Genomic DNA, 17,399 nt, shown 5'->3' on the forward strand with positions numbered 1-17,399 from the left:
CCACAACATGCTTTTTAAAAGATTGAGTATATTTAGTCATAAAAATCTGCTCCTTAATTTGTTGGTTAGAGTCCAACTTTTGGGGAGCAGATCAATTTAACCGCACTTTTTAATTATGTTATGATGATTTAAACTTTACGCAAAGACACTTCCCCTGCATTGAATTCTAGTTGACTATTATCTGCTTTTTCTAAAATAAGAAAGCCTTCATTATTGATACCTTTTTCAATCCCCATAATCACTTCTTTTTCACTAATAATTTTTACTTCTTGCCCTAAGAAATGATCTAATTCAAACCAGCGTTCCCTAAAAAAAGCTATACCATCTTGTTCAAAAATAAGTAAATATTGATACAGTTTGTTGACTAATTGAATTGTTAATTCTGTTCTATCTATTTTCGGTAATACTTCGATTAATTCCGCCCAAGGTTGATCAATTTTACTATTCTGTTTTGGTATAGATAAATTAATCCCTAAACCAACCACGAGATTAATTAAACCATTTTTATGATTGCTTAATTCAATTAAAATACCAGCTAATTTTCGACCTTTTAATAACACATCATTTGGCCATTTTAATTCAATATCCGATGCTCCAAGTTCGATTAACGTATCCGCTATTGCTAAACCAATAACTAAACTCAATCCATTTATTGAAATAGTAGGCGACAATGTCCAATAAAAACTTAAAATCGCTTGCCCTGCAAAAGGTGAATGCCATTGACGACCTCTACGTCCTCTACCTGAATATTGATATTCTGTTAAACACACATCACCTTTATTTAAGTTTTCGATATTTTCTAAAAGAAATTGATTAGTTGAATTAATAATTGGTTTAAAAATAATTTGATAAGGTAATTTCTGCTTTACACTTTTAATATCAAGCAAGGAAAGTTGTGGAATGAGTTGGCAATATGTTGAAGTAACTCGGATAGCAATACCTTGTGCTTGCAATGTAATTATTTTTTGTTGTATTTCTTTTTCGGTATTATTTAATAAAGACACCAAGGTTGAAATTTGATACTTATTTCCATCGGCTAAAGCTGCTAATAATGCTAACATATTCCAATATACCTAATCTGTGTTAAATTGATTCACATACTACAAGAAAATACTATTTTTTCAAAAAAATAATTCCCTATTTTTAATCTTGCCTGTATAATGCCGTCGCAATATTTTTTATCGTTTTTTTCAATTTTAACCTATAATAAAGAGAGAATATTGCTATGTTAAGAGTAATAAAAGAAGCACTCACCTTTGATGATGTTTTACTTGTTCCAGCTCATTCAACAGTACTACCTAATACAGCCGATCTATCCACTCAATTAACCAAAACTATCCGCTTAAATATCCCTATGTTATCCGCTGCTATGGATACAGTAACCGAAGCCAAACTGGCAATCTCATTAGCTCAAGAAGGCGGTATTGGTTTTATTCATAAAAATATGTCTATCGAACGCCAAGCAGATCGCGTTCGTAAAGTAAAAAAATTCGAAAGTGGTATTGTTACTGATCCGATTACAGTTACGCCTGATTTATCTTTAGGTGAATTGTCTGAATTAGTGAAGAAAAATGGCTTTGCTAGTTTTCCTGTTGTGGATAAAACAGGAACGTTAGTTGGTATTATTACTGGTCGTGATACCCGTTTTATGAAAGATATGAAAAAAACAGTATCAGAATTGATGACACCACAAGACAGATTAGTTACCGTAAAAGAAGGGGCAACTAGCGAAGAAATCTTTAATTTAATGCATATTCACCGTGTTGAAAAAGTATTAGTTGTTGGCGATAACTTCAAACTTGAAGGAATGATTACCTTAAAAGATTTCCAAAAAACTGAACAAAAACCAAATGCTTGTAAAGATGAATTTGGTCGTTTACGTGTCGGTGCAGCCGTTGGTGCTGGTGCTGGCAATGAAGAACGTATTGATGCTCTCGTTAAAGCGGGTGTTGATGTACTATTAATTGATTCATCACACGGCCATTCAGAAGGCGTATTACAGCGTGTTCGTGAAACACGTAAAAAATACCCTGATCTACCAATTATTGCAGGTAATGTTGCGACAGCCGAAGGGGCTATTGCTTTAGCTGACGCTGGTGCAAGTGCGGTCAAAATTGGTATTGGACCAGGTTCAATTTGTACCACTCGTATCGTAACAGGCGTAGGTGTACCACAAATTACTGCCATTTCCGATGCGGCAGAAGCACTTGCTGAACGTGGTATTCCTGTTATTGCTGACGGCGGTATCCGTTATTCTGGTGATATTGCAAAAGCAATCGCCGCTGGTGCCTCTTGCGTAATGGTAGGATCGATGTTTGCGGGAACAGAAGAAGCTCCGGGTGAAATTGAATTATATCAAGGTCGCTCTTTCAAATCTTATCGTGGAATGGGATCATTAGGAGCAATGGCAAAAGGCTCATCAGATCGTTACTTCCAATCAGATAATGCCGCGGATAAACTGGTTCCTGAAGGTATCGAAGGACGTATTCCATACAAAGGTTATTTAAAAGAAATTATCCATCAACAAATGGGGGGGTTACGTTCTTGTATGGGATTAACGGGCTGTGCAACAATTGACGAATTACGTACAAAAGCACAATTCGTAAAAATTAGTGGTGCAGGTATCAAAGAAAGCCACGTGCACGATGTAGCAATCACAAAAGAAGCACCGAATTATCGTATGAGTTAATAAATTAATAAAATGAAAAGATTACTATTTATATCTCTATTTTCATTGACATCTTGCTCTATTTTAGGACCAACTTACACTGGAAAAACCATTACAGATGGAATATTGAAATCTGATGTGGAAAACTCTGTTCGTTTATTTTTTAGGAGTAAAACATCCTGTAATCCTGAAAAAATACATACTGAAATAGTAAATGTAAAAATGACACCTGATCGTTCAAAAATAATTATAGCTGATGAGATTTGGACAACTAGTGGTTGTAACAAAACATTAAAACTCAAAGTAAGAATGAGAGCGAATGAAATGAATGATGGAACAGATTTTGGTATTCTAGAATTGAAATAACACATTTATCATAATTCACTAATATTAAAAACCCCTCCTAGTTTATTCAGTTAGGAGAGGTTTTATTAATATTATTGTAATATTTTCCTTAACTCACCTATAAGGTAACAAATGAACAATATTCATAATCATAAAATTTTAATCTTAGATTTTGGTTCACAATATACTCAACTTATCGCTCGTCGTGTGCGTGAAATTGGAGTTTACTGCGAACTTTGGGCTTGGGACGTTACAGAAGCACAAATCAAAGAATTTAACCCAACAGGGATTATCTTATCTGGCGGACCTGAAAGTACCACTGAAGACAATAGTCCACGAGCCCCCGAATATGTATTTAATGCAGGCGTACCTGTATTAGGAATTTGCTATGGAATGCAAACAATGGCAATGCAATTAGGTGGATTAACAGAGTCTTCCGATCACCGAGAGTTTGGTTATGCTTCCGTTGAATTAACATCAACTGATACACTTTTCGCACAGCTAAATGATGATATTAATGCCTCATCGCCAAAACTTGATGTATGGATGAGTCATGGGGACAAAGTAACACGTTTACCTGAAAATTTTCAAATTACAGGAATAACCCCAACCTGCCCTATCGCAGCAATGTCAGATGAAAAACGCCATTTCTACGGTGTTCAATTCCACCCAGAAGTAACTCATACTAAAAGTGGCTTACAGTTACTAACTAATTTCGTCGTCAATATCTGTGGTTGTGAAACTAAATGGACAGCAGAAAATATTATTGAAGATGCCGTTGCTCGCATCAAAGAACAAGTAGGTGATGATGAAGTAATTTTAGGTTTATCTGGTGGTGTTGACTCTTCCGTTACTGCCCTACTCCTTCATCGTGCAATCGGTAAAAACTTGCACTGTGTTTTTGTAGATAATGGTTTACTACGATTAAATGAAGGCGATCAAGTAATGGAAATGTTTGGCGATAAATTCGGTTTAAATATTATCCGAGTAAATGCCGAAGATCGTTTCTTATCTGCCCTTGCTGGAATTCAAGATCCTGAAGCCAAACGTAAAATGATTGGTAAAGTTTTCGTTGATGTATTTGATGAAGAATCTCACAAACAAACCAACGTAAAATGGTTAGCACAAGGTACGATTTATCCTGATGTGATCGAATCTGCGGCAAGCAAAACAGGCAAAGCCCACGTTATCAAATCACACCACAATGTAGGTGGATTACCTGATTATATGAAACTTGGCTTAGTAGAGCCTTTGCGTGAATTATTTAAAGATGAAGTACGTAAAATTGGTTTAGCCTTAGGTTTACCTGCTGAAATGCTTAACCGCCACCCATTCCCTGGACCAGGTTTAGGCGTACGTGTTTTAGGTGAAATCAAAAAAGAATACTGTGATTTACTACGTAAAGCCGATGCAATCTTTATCGAAGAGTTATACAACTCAGACTGGTACTACAAAGTGAGCCAAGCATTTACGGTATTCTTACCTGTAAAATCCGTTGGTGTAATGGGCGATGGTCGCAAATACGACTGGGTTGTTTCACTCCGTGCCGTAGAAACTATTGATTTTATGACCGCACATTGGGCTCATCTACCTTACGACCTACTCGGTAAAATCTCAAACCGTATTATTAATGAAGTAGATGGAATATCGAGAGTGGTTTATGACGTAAGCGGAAAACCACCAGCGACGATTGAGTGGGAGTAAGATAAATAAAATTAATCTAAAAGACTGATAAAAGAAAATTATCAGTCTTTTTTATGAAAACAACGCTATTTCTAAAGAAAAGGAAAAGAATGATAGGAAATAAAAATCTTGTTATTGCTGAAAATAACGATATAAAACATATGATTTATACTTTATGAGACAAACAAGTAATGCTTGATAGCGATCTAGCAAAACTATATCAAGTCACTACAGGTAATTTGAATAAAGCAATGAAAAGAAATGCAGCTAGATTTCCCGAACGTTTTTGTTTTCAACTAACAGAGGATGAATATAACAACTTGAGATTCCAAAATGGAACCTCAAGTTTAACTAATTATGGTGGCAGACGATATATGCCATACGCCTTTACAGAACAAGGTATTGCAATGCTTTCTGCTGTACTTAAAAGTGATGTTGCAATAGCCGTCAGCATAAAAATTATGGATACTTTTGTTGAAATGCGTAATTTCTTACTTTCTAATAAAGAAATGTTTTCCCGTCTAGATAGAGTAGAGATTAAACAATTAGAAATGGATAAAAAGTTAGAAGCAGTGTTTAACTATATAGGGACAAATACAGAAGTAAAACAGAATATTTTCTTTGATGGTCAAATCTATGATGCTTTTAGCTTTATTATTGGGCTTATTGCTAAGGCTAAAAGAGAGATAATTTTAATTGATAACTATGTTGACATAAATACACTTAATATTTTATGTAAGAAAAATAAAGACGTAGATATTGTTATCGCAACGGCTGGTAAAGGAAGCTTATCAACAAAAGATATAAATAAATTTAATGCTCAATACCCTAAATTATCAGTAAAAACTACTACAGATTTTCACGATAGATTCCTAATTATAGACAAAGCTGAAGTTTATCATATAGGTGCATCGATCAAAGATGCAGGGAAAAAGAGTTTTGGAATCACTAAGATAGAAGATATAAGATTGTGTCAAAGTCTTATAAATAAAATAATGTAATCCCAAGAAAAGTTTTTTACCTACCCTCCTATCTAATATACAATAATCCAATAAAAATATAATAATTTCATAAAACAAGGTAGATAAAAAAATGGATAATACATCGTTAAAAACCACCAATGAAGCAACACAGCGTTCCGAATTACATCGAAAAATCTGGGCGATTGCTGATGATGTACGTGGTGCGGTAGATGGTTGGGATTTTAAACAGTATATATTAGGTATCTTATTCTATCGTTTTATTTCAGAAAATATGACAGAGTTTTTCAATTCTGCAGAACGTGAAGCTGGGGATTTAGAGTTTGATTATACACAGATCAGCGATGAAGAAGCGGAACAAGATTTTCGACCAAATACCGTAGAAGATAAAGGATTTTTTATTCTACCTAGCCAGCTATTCGCTAACGTAGTAAAAACAGCTAAGAAAAATGATAATCTTAATACTGATTTAGCGAATATTTTTAAAGCCATTGAAGCAAGTGCGGTCGGTTTTCCATCAGAAAATGACATAAAAGGGTTATTTGAAGATGTGGATACAACCAGTAATCGATTAGGTGGAACAGTTGCTGAAAAAAATCAACGTCTTGCTGATATTTTAACGGGTATTGCCAATATCAATTTTGGCAATTTTCAAGATAATGATATTGATGCTTTTGGTGATGCCTATGAATATTTAATCTCTAATTATGCCAGTAATGCAGGGAAATCTGGAGGCGAGTTTTTTACGCCACAAACTGTTTCTAAATTATTAGCCAGATTAGTAATGGACGGTAAAACTAATATCAATAAAGTATATGACCCAACTTGTGGTAGTGGTTCATTACTTTTACAAATGAAAAAACAATTTGAAGAGCATATTATTGACGAAGGCTTTTTTGGGCAAGAAATTAATATGACAAACTTCAATCTTGCTCGTATGAATATGTTTCTTCATAACGTTAATTATAATAATTTTTCTATTAAACGTGGGGATACTCTACTCAATCCGTTACACAATGATGAAAAACCTTTTGACGCGATTGTTTCTAATCCGCCTTATTCAATTAAATGGGTAGGCGATGGCGATCCAACTTTAATCAACGATGAACGTTTTGCTCCCGCAGGAAAACTGGCACCGAAATCCTATGCCGACTATGCCTTTATTATGCACGCATTAAGTTATCTCTCTAGTAAAGGGCGAGCGGCGATTGTTTGTTTCCCTGGTATTTTTTATCGTAAAGGAGCAGAAAAAACAATTCGCCAATATTTAGTGGATAACAATTTTGTTGATTGTGTTATTCAACTACCTGAAAACTTATTTTTTGGCACTTCTATTGCGACTTGTATTTTAGTTATGGCAAAGAATAAAACTGAAAATAAAGTTTTATTTATTGATGCAAGTAAAGAATTTAAAAAAGAAACCAATAATAATATTTTAGAAGAAAAAAATATTGATCATATCGTTGAAGAATTTAGAAATCGTTCAAATCAAGAATATTTTTCAAAATATGTCGATAAAGCTGAAATAGAAGAAAATGATTATAACCTTTCTGTTTCTACCTATGTTGAGAAAGAAGATACGAGAGAAATAATTGATATTAAAGTATTAAATAAAGAAATTGAAGAAACCGTTGCTAAAATTGATACATTGCGAGCCGCCATCAATAAAATTGTAATGGAACTTGAAGATGAATAATCAAATGATTATCTACAACACAGAAGATGGCAAAGCGAATATTGAGCTACACCTTCAAGATGGTACTATTTGGCTAAACCAATTAGAAATTGCTGAATTATTTGATACTACAAAACAAAACATCAGCAAACATATTAAAGCTATTTTTAGTGACAATGAGTTAAATAAATTATCAACTGTCAACTATAAGTTGACAGTTCAAAAAGAAGGAAACAGAGAAGTTTCCAGAAGTGTTGCTTTTTATAACCTAGATATGATACTCGCCATAGGCTATCGAGTACGTTCAGCAAGAGGAATACAATTTAGGCATTATGCCACAACAGTACTCAAAGAATATCTTATTAAAGGCTTTTCAATGAATGATGAAAAGCTAAAAAATCTCGGCGGTAGTCACTATTTTAAAGAACTATTGGATCGCATTCGAGATATTCGTTCAAGTGAAAAAGTATTTTATCGACAAGTGTTAGATCTCTTCGCCACAAGTATTGACTATGACCCTAATTCTGATGATGCTAAACATTTTTTTGCGAATGTACAAAATAAAATGCACTACGCTATTCACCATAATACAGCTAGCGAACTCATCTATAACAGGGTTGATGCTGGAAAACCATTTATGGGATTAACCCTATTTAAAGGTGAATTACCCACTAAAAAAGAAGCCGAAATTGCTAAAAATTACCTTTCAGAAATAGAATTGAGAGGCTTAAATCAGCTTGTTTCTGGTTATCTTGATTTTGCTCAACGACAAGCTGAAAAAGAAACACTAATGAAAATGAAAGATTGGGTTGAGCATATTGATAAGATTCTCCAAGCCACTGGTGAAGACTTGCTCACTGATAATGGCTCAATTTCTCGAGAGGAAATGAAAACAAAGGTCAATCAAGAATATAAAGAATTTATGCAAAAAAACCTTACGCAAGTAGAAAAAGATTATTTAAACGAAATTAAAGCTATTGAGAAAAAAGCCAAAACAGGCGGTAAGCATTATGACTAAAATCGAAGAATTATTAAAAAATGAAAAAGTGGAATGGAAGAAATTGGAAAGCCTGTTGGATTATCAACAACCTACAAAATATATTGTTAAAAATACGAATTATAATAACAAATACAATATACCAGTTTTAACTGCGGGACAAACATTTATCTTAGGATTTACGAATGAAGAAGAAGGAATATATCAGGCTAATAAAAGCAATCCTGTGATCATATTTGATGATTTTACAGCTAGTAATCATTGGGTTGATTTTAATTTTAAAGTAAAATCATCAGCAATGAAAATATTAACAGCTAAAGAAAATGTAACTCTTAGATATTGTTACCACTATATACAAACCATTAATATTGATACGACTGAACATAAAAGACTTTGGATCTCTAAATATTCAAAAATAGAAATCCCAATCCCTTCTCTTAAAACCCAAGAGAAAATTGTAAATATTCTTGACAGTTTCACAAATTATGTTACTGAATTACAGTCTGAATTACAGTCTGAATTACAGTCTAGAAATAAACAATATACTTATTATCGAGATATGTTGTTAGGTGAAGATTATTTAAATAAAATTACAAAAGAAATCTATAATATAGAAAATATTGAATGGAATAAAATAAGTGATATTTGCTTAAGACAAAGGGGAATTAATATAACAGCAAATAAAATGAAAGAAATTCATAACATAAATGCTCCAATTAGATTATTTGCTGGTGGAAATACTACTGCGAACGTGAATTATAACGATATAGAAGATAGAAAATATATAATTGATAAACCAAGTATTATTGTAAAATCTCGTGGTAACATTAACTTTGAATTTTATGATAAATTATTTAGCCATAAAAATGAAATGTGGTCTTATTCTTCTATTGATAAGAATAAATTAAATATAAAATTTTTGTTTTATTACTTAGAAAGTAATATTCAATATTTTTTAAATAATGCAACGTCAGGTAAACTACCGCAAATATCAACAGGAATTACTGATAACTATAAAGTTCCAATACCTAATATTTTAGTTCAAAACAAAATCGTAGAAATTTTAGATAAATTTCAACAACTGCTGGAAGATACTCAAGGTCTGTTACCACAAGAAATCGAACAACGACAAAAACAGTATGAATATTATCGAGAAAAATTATTGACATTTGATAATATAGCTGACAACGCAACGCAACGCAACGCAACGCAACGCAACGCAACGCAACGCAACGCAACGCAACGCAACGCAACGCAACGCAACGCAACGCAACGCAACGCAACCAAAATGATAGCGACTTCTTAGCATTATTAAAAGAAGTTTGTGAAATTGTTGGTGTTGAATTATATGAAAAAGTGCGGTGGAAAAAGTTAGAGGAAATATTTGAATTAAGAAATGGGTATACTCCTTCAAAATCAAAGAGTGAATTTTGGGAAAATGGAAATATTCCATGGTTCAAAATGGAAGATATAAGAAAAAATGGAAATATACTGAATAATTCGCTACAAAAAGTATCTAATAAAGCTATAAAAAATGGGAATTTATTTGAAGAAAATTCTATCATTATTTCCACGTCTGCTACAATCGGAGAACATGCATTGATTACGGTGCCTTATTTAGCTAATCAGAGATTTACAAACTTGAGAGTAAAAGAAGAGTTTAAAAATAAAATAGATATTAAATTTATCTATTATTATTGCTATCTACTTGATGAATGGTGCAAAAATAATACAACTAAATCTAATTTTTCATCTGTTGATATGAAGGGTTTTAGAGCTTTTACAATACCACTACCCCCTTTATCTGTTCAAGAATATATCGTATCGATTCTTGATAAATTTGATACATTAGTGAACGATCTTAATACAGGATTACCAAAAGAAATCGAACAACGACAAAAACAATATGAATATTATCGTGAAAAACTATTAAATTTTTCGAAATAGCGTTTAAATAAAAAAGGTGAATGAGATGTCAGAACAAAAGGCAAACTATAACACATCAACCATTGCAGAAATGACAAATGGAATTATCTTAGCCTGTTATGAGAAATTACCCTGTGTGCAAGAAAGCCATCAAACAGAAAAAGAGTTAGAACATCATCTTATTCAAAACCTCATCTCTCAAGGTTATACATTATTTTCTGCATCTTCCGCTGATGAGCTTTATCAAAATCTGAAAACACAGATTGAACGTTTAAATCAAGTAACCTTCACCAATGAAGAATGGCAACGTTTTTTAATGGAATATCTTGATACACCTAATGACGGAATGATCGAAAAAACGAGAAAAATACAGGAAAACCATATTTATGATTTTATCTTTGATGATGGTCATTTAAAAAATATTAAAATTATTGATAAAGACGATATTCATAATAATAGGCTACAAGTTACTCATCAAGTATCACAAAAAGGTGTACATAATAACCGCTATGATGTAACAATTTTGGTAAATGGTCTTCCCCTTGTTCACATTGAACTGAAAAAGCGTGGTGTTAGTCTTCGAGAAGCTTTTAATCAAATTCACCGCTATAAAAAAGAAAGTTTTAATACTGAACATTCTCTCTATAAATATACACAAATTTTTGTCATTTCTAATGGCACGCAAACTCGCTATTTTGCCAATACCACGTTACAAAGTAAAAATAACTATGAATTTACTTGTGAATGGGCTGATGCTAAAAATCGAGTAATTGCAGATTTAGAAGATTTTACAAAAACATTTTTTGAACGCCGTACAGTGCTTGAAGTATTAACTAAATATTGCATCTTTGATACGAATAACACGTTGCTGATTATGCGACCTTATCAAATTGCAGCAACAGAACGAATTTTGTGGAAAATCAAATCAAGCTATGAGAATAAAAAAGCAGGAAAAACGGAAGCTGGGGGATTTATTTGGCATACCACGGGTTCAGGAAAAACCTTAACATCGTTCAAAACTGCAAGACTTTCCACCGCACTTGATTGCATTGATAAAGTATTCTTTGTTGTAGATAGAAAAGATCTTGATTATCAAACAATGAAAGAATATCAACGTTTTCAAAAAGATAGCGTCAATGGCAGTAAAAACACCAAAGAGTTAAAACTCGCTATTGAGAAAGAAGATAATAAAATAGTAGTAACTACTATTCAAAAACTCAATGAGTTTGTTAAGAAAAACCCTAAACACGATATTTATAATAAACATTGTGTACTTATTTATGATGAATGTCATCGTTCACAATTTGGTGAAGCACAAAAAAATATCAAAAAATCTTTTAAATATTATTATCAATTTGGTTTTACAGGAACACCTATTTTTCCAGAAAACTCACTAGGTGGGGAAACTACATCAGCTATTTTTGGTGCACAATTACATAGTTATGTGATAACCGATGCTATTCGTGATGGTAAAGTTTTAAAATTTAAAGTGGATTATAATAATGTTGTTTCCGAGTTTAAATCAGCTGAAATTGAAACTGATGAAAAGGTGTTGAAACAACTTGAACGAAAAATGCTACTCCACCCTGATAGAATTACCAAAATTACCGAGCATATTTTAAATGTATTTAATACAAAGACACATCGTAATGAATATTATGATATAAAACACCGCCGTTTAAATGGATTTAATGCAATGTTTGCGGTACAAAGTGTTGAAGCAGCAAAATTATATTATGATGAATTTCAAAAACAACAAGCTAACTTCCCCGAAGAAAAAAGGTTAAAAGTTGCAACAATATATAGTTTTTCAGCAAATGAAGAACAATTTGCAGTAGGAGAAATCCCAGAAGAAGATTTTGAGCCTACCGCTTTAGAAAGCACCGCAAAAGAATTTTTAGATAAGGTAATTATAGATTATAACGGTTATTTTAAAACAAATTTTTCTACAAATGGTTATGAATTTCAAAATTACTACAAAGACTTATCTTTAAGAGTAAAAAATAAGGAAGTCGATCTTTTAATTATTGTGGGAATGTTTTTAACTGGCTTTGATGCACCGACTTTAAATACATTATTTGTAGATAAGCACTTAAAATATCACGGTTTAATTCAGGCGTTTTCAAGAACAAATCGTATTTTAAATAAAGTAAAAACATTTGGAAATATTGTTTGTTTCCGAGATTTAGAAAAAGCGACACAAGAGGCGATTAAAACCTTTGGAGATGAAAACAGTGTCAATGTTATTTTAGAAAAAAGTTACGATGAATACATAAATGGCTTTAAAGATGAAGTATCTGGTGATCTCATAAAAGGGTATAAAGAAATCTGTACTGAAATTCTTGAGAAGTTCCCTGATCCAACCGAAATTTACCTTGAAAGTGATAAGAAAGAATTTGTAAAACTATTCGGTGAACTCCTTAAATCTGAAAATATTTTAAGAAATTATGATGAATTTGAAACTTTCGATAGTGGTATATCAGATAGACAAATGCAAAATATGAAAAGTGTTTACGTTGATATAAGGGAAGAAATCATCAACGCTAAACATAATGAGGAAAGCGAGAAAATACAGATCGATTTTTCTGATATTGAATTTCAAATTGATTTATTAAAAACCGATGAAATCAATCTTGATTATATTTTAAAATTAATTTTAGAAAAATCGAAAGAAAGTAATGATACAGAGGCTTTAAATACTGAAATTCGCCGAGTTATCCGTTCAAGTCTGGGTACGAGAGCAAAAGAAGAATTAATTATTGAATTTATTAATACAACAAATTTATCAGAATTAAAAAATACTACTGATATTCTTGATACTTTTTATACCTATGCTAAGCAAGAAAAAACACTCAAAATTAATCAACTAATTGATGATGAAAACTTAAAATCCGAAGCTAAAAGATTTATAGAAAAATCAATACATAAAGGCTATGTAGAATATTCTGGTGCTGAACTTGATAGCATACTCCCACCGACTTCCAGACGACAAGGTGCAAGAGAAGCCAAAAAATTAACAGTATTAGAAAAAATGAAAAAGCTAGTTGATATATTTATCGGAATTTAGTTTTAGAATAAAAAAATACACACCAATTTTCCCATTTTTTGGTGTGTATTTTTATAATAGATACTAGATTTCATTATTTTTTATGATATTTAATACCACTTATTTATTTTAATAAAATTATTTAGCTAATAATGCAAACAATTCAGTGTTAACATAAAATGTTTCACGACCAAGTTTAATACGGCGAACAATAGTTAATTGTTCTAATTCGGTTAGTCGGCGAAGTGCGGTATTACGATGTATATCACAATCTTTCGCCACAAAATCTACTTTTGTATAGGGATATTTATACAAATTATTTAATAATTCATGACTATACAATTTAGGAGCTTTTTCTTTCAGAAGTTGTTTATGTTTACCCATCAATCGTTTGATTTCAAGTACTAATAGAATCGTTTCTTTTGCGGTTTGTTCTATACCTGTTAACATAAATACAAGCCAATCTTCCCAATTTTTAGTATCTCTAACGTCTTGTAATAAACGATAATAATCTGCCTTATTGCGATTAATATAACGAGATAAATATAAAATGGGGGTGTCTAACAATCCTTGTTGAATCAAATAAAGAATATTAATGATACGCCCAGTTCTCCCATTACCATCATAAAATGGATGAATACTTTCAAATTGATGATGAATAAGTGCCATTTTAACCAATGGATCATAATCTATTTCATCAGAATCATTAATAAAACGAGTAAGAAGAGACATATGGTATTCTATTTCCATAATATTTTGCGGTGGCGTATAGACATTTTTTCCCGTTCTTTGATTGATTAATTTTGTACCTGATTGGCAACGAAATCCCGCATTATTATTTTCTAAAATTTCTTGAATTGTTTTAATGGTTGTCAATGTAATTAATTGATATTTTTTAATTTCATCAAAAGCATAATGCATAGCATGGGCATAGCGATGTACTTCTTTTGCAGCTAATGAACTAAATTGTTGTGTTTCATAATTGCTACTATACATATCATCTTGAGTAGTAATAATATTTTCAATTTCGGAACTATCTTTTGCCTCTTGTAAGGGTAGTGTTCCCAATAAAATACCTTGATTTGGCATAGTATTCACAATCCCTTTTAACTCACCTAATGCCTGATGAGCTTGATTACAAGCTTTGAAAACCCGTTTCGTTTCAATTTCAGATAAATTAAATAAATCAGGGAGTTGATATTGGATATTCATAATGTTCCTTATAAATATATTCTTTGATAGGAAATGACAAATTTTATATTTTCAATATATATCAAAAATACACACCAATTTTCCCATTTTTTGATGTATATGACAATAATGCACACCAATTTTCCCATTTTTTGGTGTGTATTTTTATAATAGATACTAAAATTTTATATTTTGGGTATCGATATTTAATGAATAAATTGCAAACTGCGGTCAAAATTCCTAAAGTTTTTACTCCGCCTTGCTCTTCATAAACTCCAATACATACGGGGTGGCTGGTGATGTAAGAAAATCATCAAAAGTACCAGTTTGGATCACTTTTCCTTGATCTAATAGCACAACATAATCACTTATTCGTTGTGCTTCATCAAGATCGTGGGTAACAAAAATGACGGTTTTTTGCCATTTTTTTTGTAGATCTAACAACAAGGTTTGTAAGCCAGTACGAGTAATTGGATCAAGGGCGGAGAATGGTTCGTCCATTAGTAAAATGGGCGTTTCACAAGCAAATGCCCTTGCAATGCCAATTCGTTGTTTCATTCCGCCAGAAAGATCTTGGGGAAAGCTGTCAGCATTATCTTTTAAGCCAACTTCATTTAACCAATATAACGCTTTTTTGTACCGCTCTTTTGGTTCAACACCTTGAACTCGTAAACCATATTCAATATTTTTGATCACCGAAAGATGAGGTAATAAGCCGAAATGTTGAAATACCATACTGACACATTTACGACGAAATTGCTGTAATGCTTTGGTATTTAATTCCATTAGATTTTGCCCATTTACCCAAACTTCCCCTGATGTCGGTTCAAGCAAACAATTAATATGTCTCAGTAATGTTGATTTTCCTGAGCCAGATAATCCCATAATACAATTAATTTGGTTACTCGGTAAGTTCAAGGTAATATTATCCAGTGCACGTTTTTTACCATAAGCTTTTGTTACACCTTTAAATTCAATACTACTCACTTTTACCTCCGTAACCTTGGGTAACTCGGTCAACGATAATCGCTAGAATCACAATCGCACCACCTGCTTGTAAACCTTGCCCTACATTTAATGTTTGTATCGCTTGTAAAATAATTTGCCCTAAACCTGATGCACCAATCATAGAGGCTAATACCACCATAGAAAGAGACATCATAACGGTTTGATTAATTCCTGCCATAATTTGTGGTTTTGCTAGCGGTAGAACAATCCAAGCTAACATTTGCCAACGATTGCTCCCAAACGCTTTTCCTGTTTCAATAAGTTCTTTGTCAATTTGTTGAATACCTAATACGGTTAAACGAATTAGTGGTACAATCGCATAAATCATACAAGCAAATACAGCTGGGACTTCCCCTATGCCAAATAGCATTAATACAGGTATCAAATACACAAAACTAGGCATAGTTTGCATAATATCGAGTAGAGGTAAAATAACACGATAAATTCTTGGGTATTTCGCTAATAAGACACCAATAGGAATACCAATAATGACAGTTAAGCCAATGGAAACGAACATTAATGAAATAGTTTGTATAGCGGCTTGCCATAAACCAAAAGATCCAATTAAAAATAACCCTAATGAACCTAACAACGTAAAGCTTAATTGTTTTGTACTATGCCAAATGACCAAACCTACAATACCAATAAATAACCAAGCGGGTACTGTATCAAAAAAATGCGCCACAGGACTTAAAATATAATATTGTAAATTATGGCTGATTTGACGAAACCAATCGCCGTGTTGTTGAACAAAGCCCTTAAGCCATAAATTAAATTTATTTTGCAATGACCATTCAGGGAAAAAATTTGATTGTGTTTTTGGATAAAGTTGTTTCTCTAAGCGTTCCGCTACGTCATTACTCACCCATTGTTTCCAACGATTTGAATTATTTTGTAAAAAGATTATTGCTTGCTCTTCGCCTGTTCGAATATTCTCTGTCATTTCTAAAATTTGTTGATTTAATTCATTAGACTCAAATTGTACTTTTTGAAAAAATGAGACTAAATCAGGATATTGCTGAGCAAAATTTTCAGAAATAGCGATAGACAAATGTGAAACTGGAAACCCCGAAACACAAGGGTTATTAGTTTCAGGTTTTAATAAATCAGTCCAACAATTTGCATCATATTTAGGAAATTCTAATGGGACAAATTTATATTTAGCCATCAAACCTGTTGGTTGCCAATAATAAAATAATAGCGGTTTCTTTTGTTCGTAATGAGAAGATATTTCACTATCTAAGGCAACCCCTGTTCCAGGATGAACATTATTAAAGGTTTGTTCTAATTTAAAATTACGTAATAAATTAGTATTAAAAATTTCACAAGTCCAGCCAGTCGGACAATTTAAAAAACGAGATTTCTTTAAATTTTTAGGATCAGAAAAAAGATGAGAAAAATTACTTAAATCAGAAATAGATTTTAAATTAGGATACTGTTCTTGTAGATAGTCAGGAATATACCAACCTTGTGTAGCACCACCTTTTAAAGTATCCCCCACTACCCTTATTTTTCCTTGTGCTAGCCCCTGATCCATTACCTCTGAGCGTCCCATCCAGACTTCACTGATCACTTGAATATCATTTTGAATTAACGCATTTTCAAGAGCGACGCCTGTTGCAGAAACTTCTTGAGTGGGATAGCCATAACCTTTTTCAACAATATTTCGTAATACCGCCTCAGTGAATTGTCCACTTTCCCAAGTTAAACCACCAAATTTTATCGGTTCTTGATCGGCGTATCCCAAGGGGATAAAGCAAAAGAATAGAAGTATATTACTCAAAAATTTTTTCATTTATATTTCTCATTTAATTTACTACAACATCAATAGCACAAATAAAGATCTATTTTAATTTATAAAATAAGTATTTCCAAATATA

The 17,399-nt window shown here is 32.3% G+C and carries 13 protein-coding genes; 9 read left to right on the forward strand and 4 right to left on the reverse strand.

Annotated elements, in window-relative coordinates:
• Positions 1 to 128: 128 nt before the first annotated feature.
• The gene (gene birA / locus EV697_RS04775) at positions 129 to 1,061 is read right to left on the reverse strand and encodes a bifunctional biotin--[acetyl-CoA-carboxylase] ligase/biotin operon repressor BirA (protein ID WP_132023205.1); all 933 of its coding nucleotides are present in this window, start codon (positions 1,059 to 1,061) and stop codon (positions 129 to 131) included.
• A 164-nt stretch (positions 1,062 to 1,225) separates the two neighbouring features.
• On the opposite strand from birA, the gene guaB reads away from it, so the two are divergent.
• The 9 genes from guaB to EV697_RS04820 all read left to right on the forward strand — a co-directional run bounded on the left by guaB (position 1,226) and on the right by EV697_RS04820 (position 13,341).
• Positions 1,226 to 2,689 carry an IMP dehydrogenase gene (gene guaB / locus EV697_RS04780; protein WP_132023206.1) on the forward strand — a complete coding sequence of 488 codons (1,464 nt, stop codon included), beginning with the start codon at positions 1,226 to 1,228 and terminating at the stop codon, positions 2,687 to 2,689.
• A gap of 12 nt (positions 2,690 to 2,701) precedes the next feature.
• Complete coding sequence (locus EV697_RS04785) at positions 2,702 to 3,034, forward strand: hypothetical protein (RefSeq protein ID WP_132023208.1); 333 nt, start codon at positions 2,702 to 2,704, stop codon at positions 3,032 to 3,034.
• 111 nt (positions 3,035 to 3,145) lie between these two features.
• Complete coding sequence (guaA, locus tag EV697_RS04790) at positions 3,146 to 4,717, forward strand: glutamine-hydrolyzing GMP synthase (protein WP_132023210.1); 1,572 nt, start codon at positions 3,146 to 3,148, stop codon at positions 4,715 to 4,717.
• A gap of 170 nt (positions 4,718 to 4,887) precedes the next feature.
• Positions 4,888 to 5,697 carry an ORF6N domain-containing protein gene (locus EV697_RS04795; protein ID WP_165906471.1) on the forward strand — a complete coding sequence of 270 codons (810 nt, stop codon included), beginning with the start codon at positions 4,888 to 4,890 and terminating at the stop codon, positions 5,695 to 5,697.
• A gap of 91 nt (positions 5,698 to 5,788) precedes the next feature.
• Positions 5,789 to 7,372, forward strand: coding sequence for a type I restriction-modification system subunit M (locus tag EV697_RS04800; RefSeq protein WP_132023212.1), 1,584 nt, complete (start codon positions 5,789 to 5,791; stop codon positions 7,370 to 7,372).
• Complete coding sequence (locus EV697_RS04805; protein WP_132023214.1) at positions 7,365 to 8,369, forward strand: virulence RhuM family protein; 1,005 nt, start codon at positions 7,365 to 7,367, stop codon at positions 8,367 to 8,369. Before EV697_RS04800 ends, EV697_RS04805 begins: the two co-directional genes overlap by 8 nt.
• Complete coding sequence (locus EV697_RS04810) at positions 8,362 to 9,654, forward strand: restriction endonuclease subunit S (protein ID WP_207904092.1); 1,293 nt, start codon at positions 8,362 to 8,364, stop codon at positions 9,652 to 9,654. The genes EV697_RS04805 and EV697_RS04810 overlap by 8 nt, the downstream gene beginning before the upstream one ends.
• A gap of 50 nt (positions 9,655 to 9,704) precedes the next feature.
• Entirely contained in the window at positions 9,705 to 10,295 is a 591-nt protein-coding gene (locus EV697_RS04815; RefSeq protein WP_207904093.1) for a restriction endonuclease subunit S, read from the forward strand.
• A 25-nt stretch (positions 10,296 to 10,320) separates the two neighbouring features.
• Complete coding sequence (locus tag EV697_RS04820) at positions 10,321 to 13,341, forward strand: type I restriction endonuclease subunit R (protein ID WP_132023218.1); 3,021 nt, start codon at positions 10,321 to 10,323, stop codon at positions 13,339 to 13,341.
• A 117-nt stretch (positions 13,342 to 13,458) separates the two neighbouring features.
• Here EV697_RS04820 and EV697_RS04825 read toward each other — a convergent pair whose 3' ends face one another.
• The 3 genes from EV697_RS04825 to EV697_RS04835 form a co-directional block, all read right to left on the reverse strand.
• Positions 13,459 to 14,532: a Fic family protein gene (locus EV697_RS04825; protein WP_176672797.1), complete on the reverse strand. Its 1,074-nt coding sequence runs from the start codon at positions 14,530 to 14,532 to the stop codon at positions 13,459 to 13,461.
• Positions 14,533 to 14,760: 228 nt separating this feature from the next.
• Positions 14,761 to 15,498 (reverse strand): ATP-binding cassette domain-containing protein, encoded by a 738-nt coding sequence (locus EV697_RS04830; protein ID WP_132023220.1) that lies wholly within the window; start codon positions 15,496 to 15,498, stop codon positions 14,761 to 14,763.
• Positions 15,491 to 17,314: a glycine betaine ABC transporter substrate-binding protein gene (locus EV697_RS04835; protein ID WP_132023222.1), complete on the reverse strand. Its 1,824-nt coding sequence runs from the start codon at positions 17,312 to 17,314 to the stop codon at positions 15,491 to 15,493. Before EV697_RS04835 ends, EV697_RS04830 begins: the two co-directional genes overlap by 8 nt.
• Positions 17,315 to 17,399: the final 85 nt, after the last annotated feature.

It is taken from the genome of Bisgaardia hudsonensis (genome assembly GCF_004345785.1).
In the GTDB taxonomy this organism is placed as follows: Bacteria; Pseudomonadota; Gammaproteobacteria; order Enterobacterales; family Pasteurellaceae; genus Bisgaardia; species Bisgaardia hudsonensis.

Coding starts and splice junctions, on each gene's coding strand:
- guaB (WP_132023206.1), top strand. CDS start 1,226: ATGTTAAGAGTAATAAAAGAAGCACTCACCTTTGATGATGTTTTACTT.
- EV697_RS04825 (WP_176672797.1), bottom strand. CDS start 14,532: ATGAATATCCAATATCAACTCCCTGATTTATTTAATTTATCTGAAATT.
- EV697_RS04835 (WP_132023222.1), bottom strand. CDS start 17,314: ATGAAAAAATTTTTGAGTAATATACTTCTATTCTTTTGCTTTATCCCC.
- EV697_RS04795 (WP_165906471.1), top strand. CDS start 4,888: ATGCTTGATAGCGATCTAGCAAAACTATATCAAGTCACTACAGGTAAT.
- EV697_RS04820 (WP_132023218.1), top strand. CDS start 10,321: ATGTCAGAACAAAAGGCAAACTATAACACATCAACCATTGCAGAAATG.
- EV697_RS04810 (WP_207904092.1), top strand. CDS start 8,362: ATGACTAAAATCGAAGAATTATTAAAAAATGAAAAAGTGGAATGGAAG.
- birA (WP_132023205.1), bottom strand. CDS start 1,061: ATGTTAGCATTATTAGCAGCTTTAGCCGATGGAAATAAGTATCAAATT.
- EV697_RS04785 (WP_132023208.1), top strand. CDS start 2,702: ATGAAAAGATTACTATTTATATCTCTATTTTCATTGACATCTTGCTCT.
- EV697_RS04800 (WP_132023212.1), top strand. CDS start 5,789: ATGGATAATACATCGTTAAAAACCACCAATGAAGCAACACAGCGTTCC.
- guaA (WP_132023210.1), top strand. CDS start 3,146: ATGAACAATATTCATAATCATAAAATTTTAATCTTAGATTTTGGTTCA.
- EV697_RS04805 (WP_132023214.1), top strand. CDS start 7,365: ATGAATAATCAAATGATTATCTACAACACAGAAGATGGCAAAGCGAAT.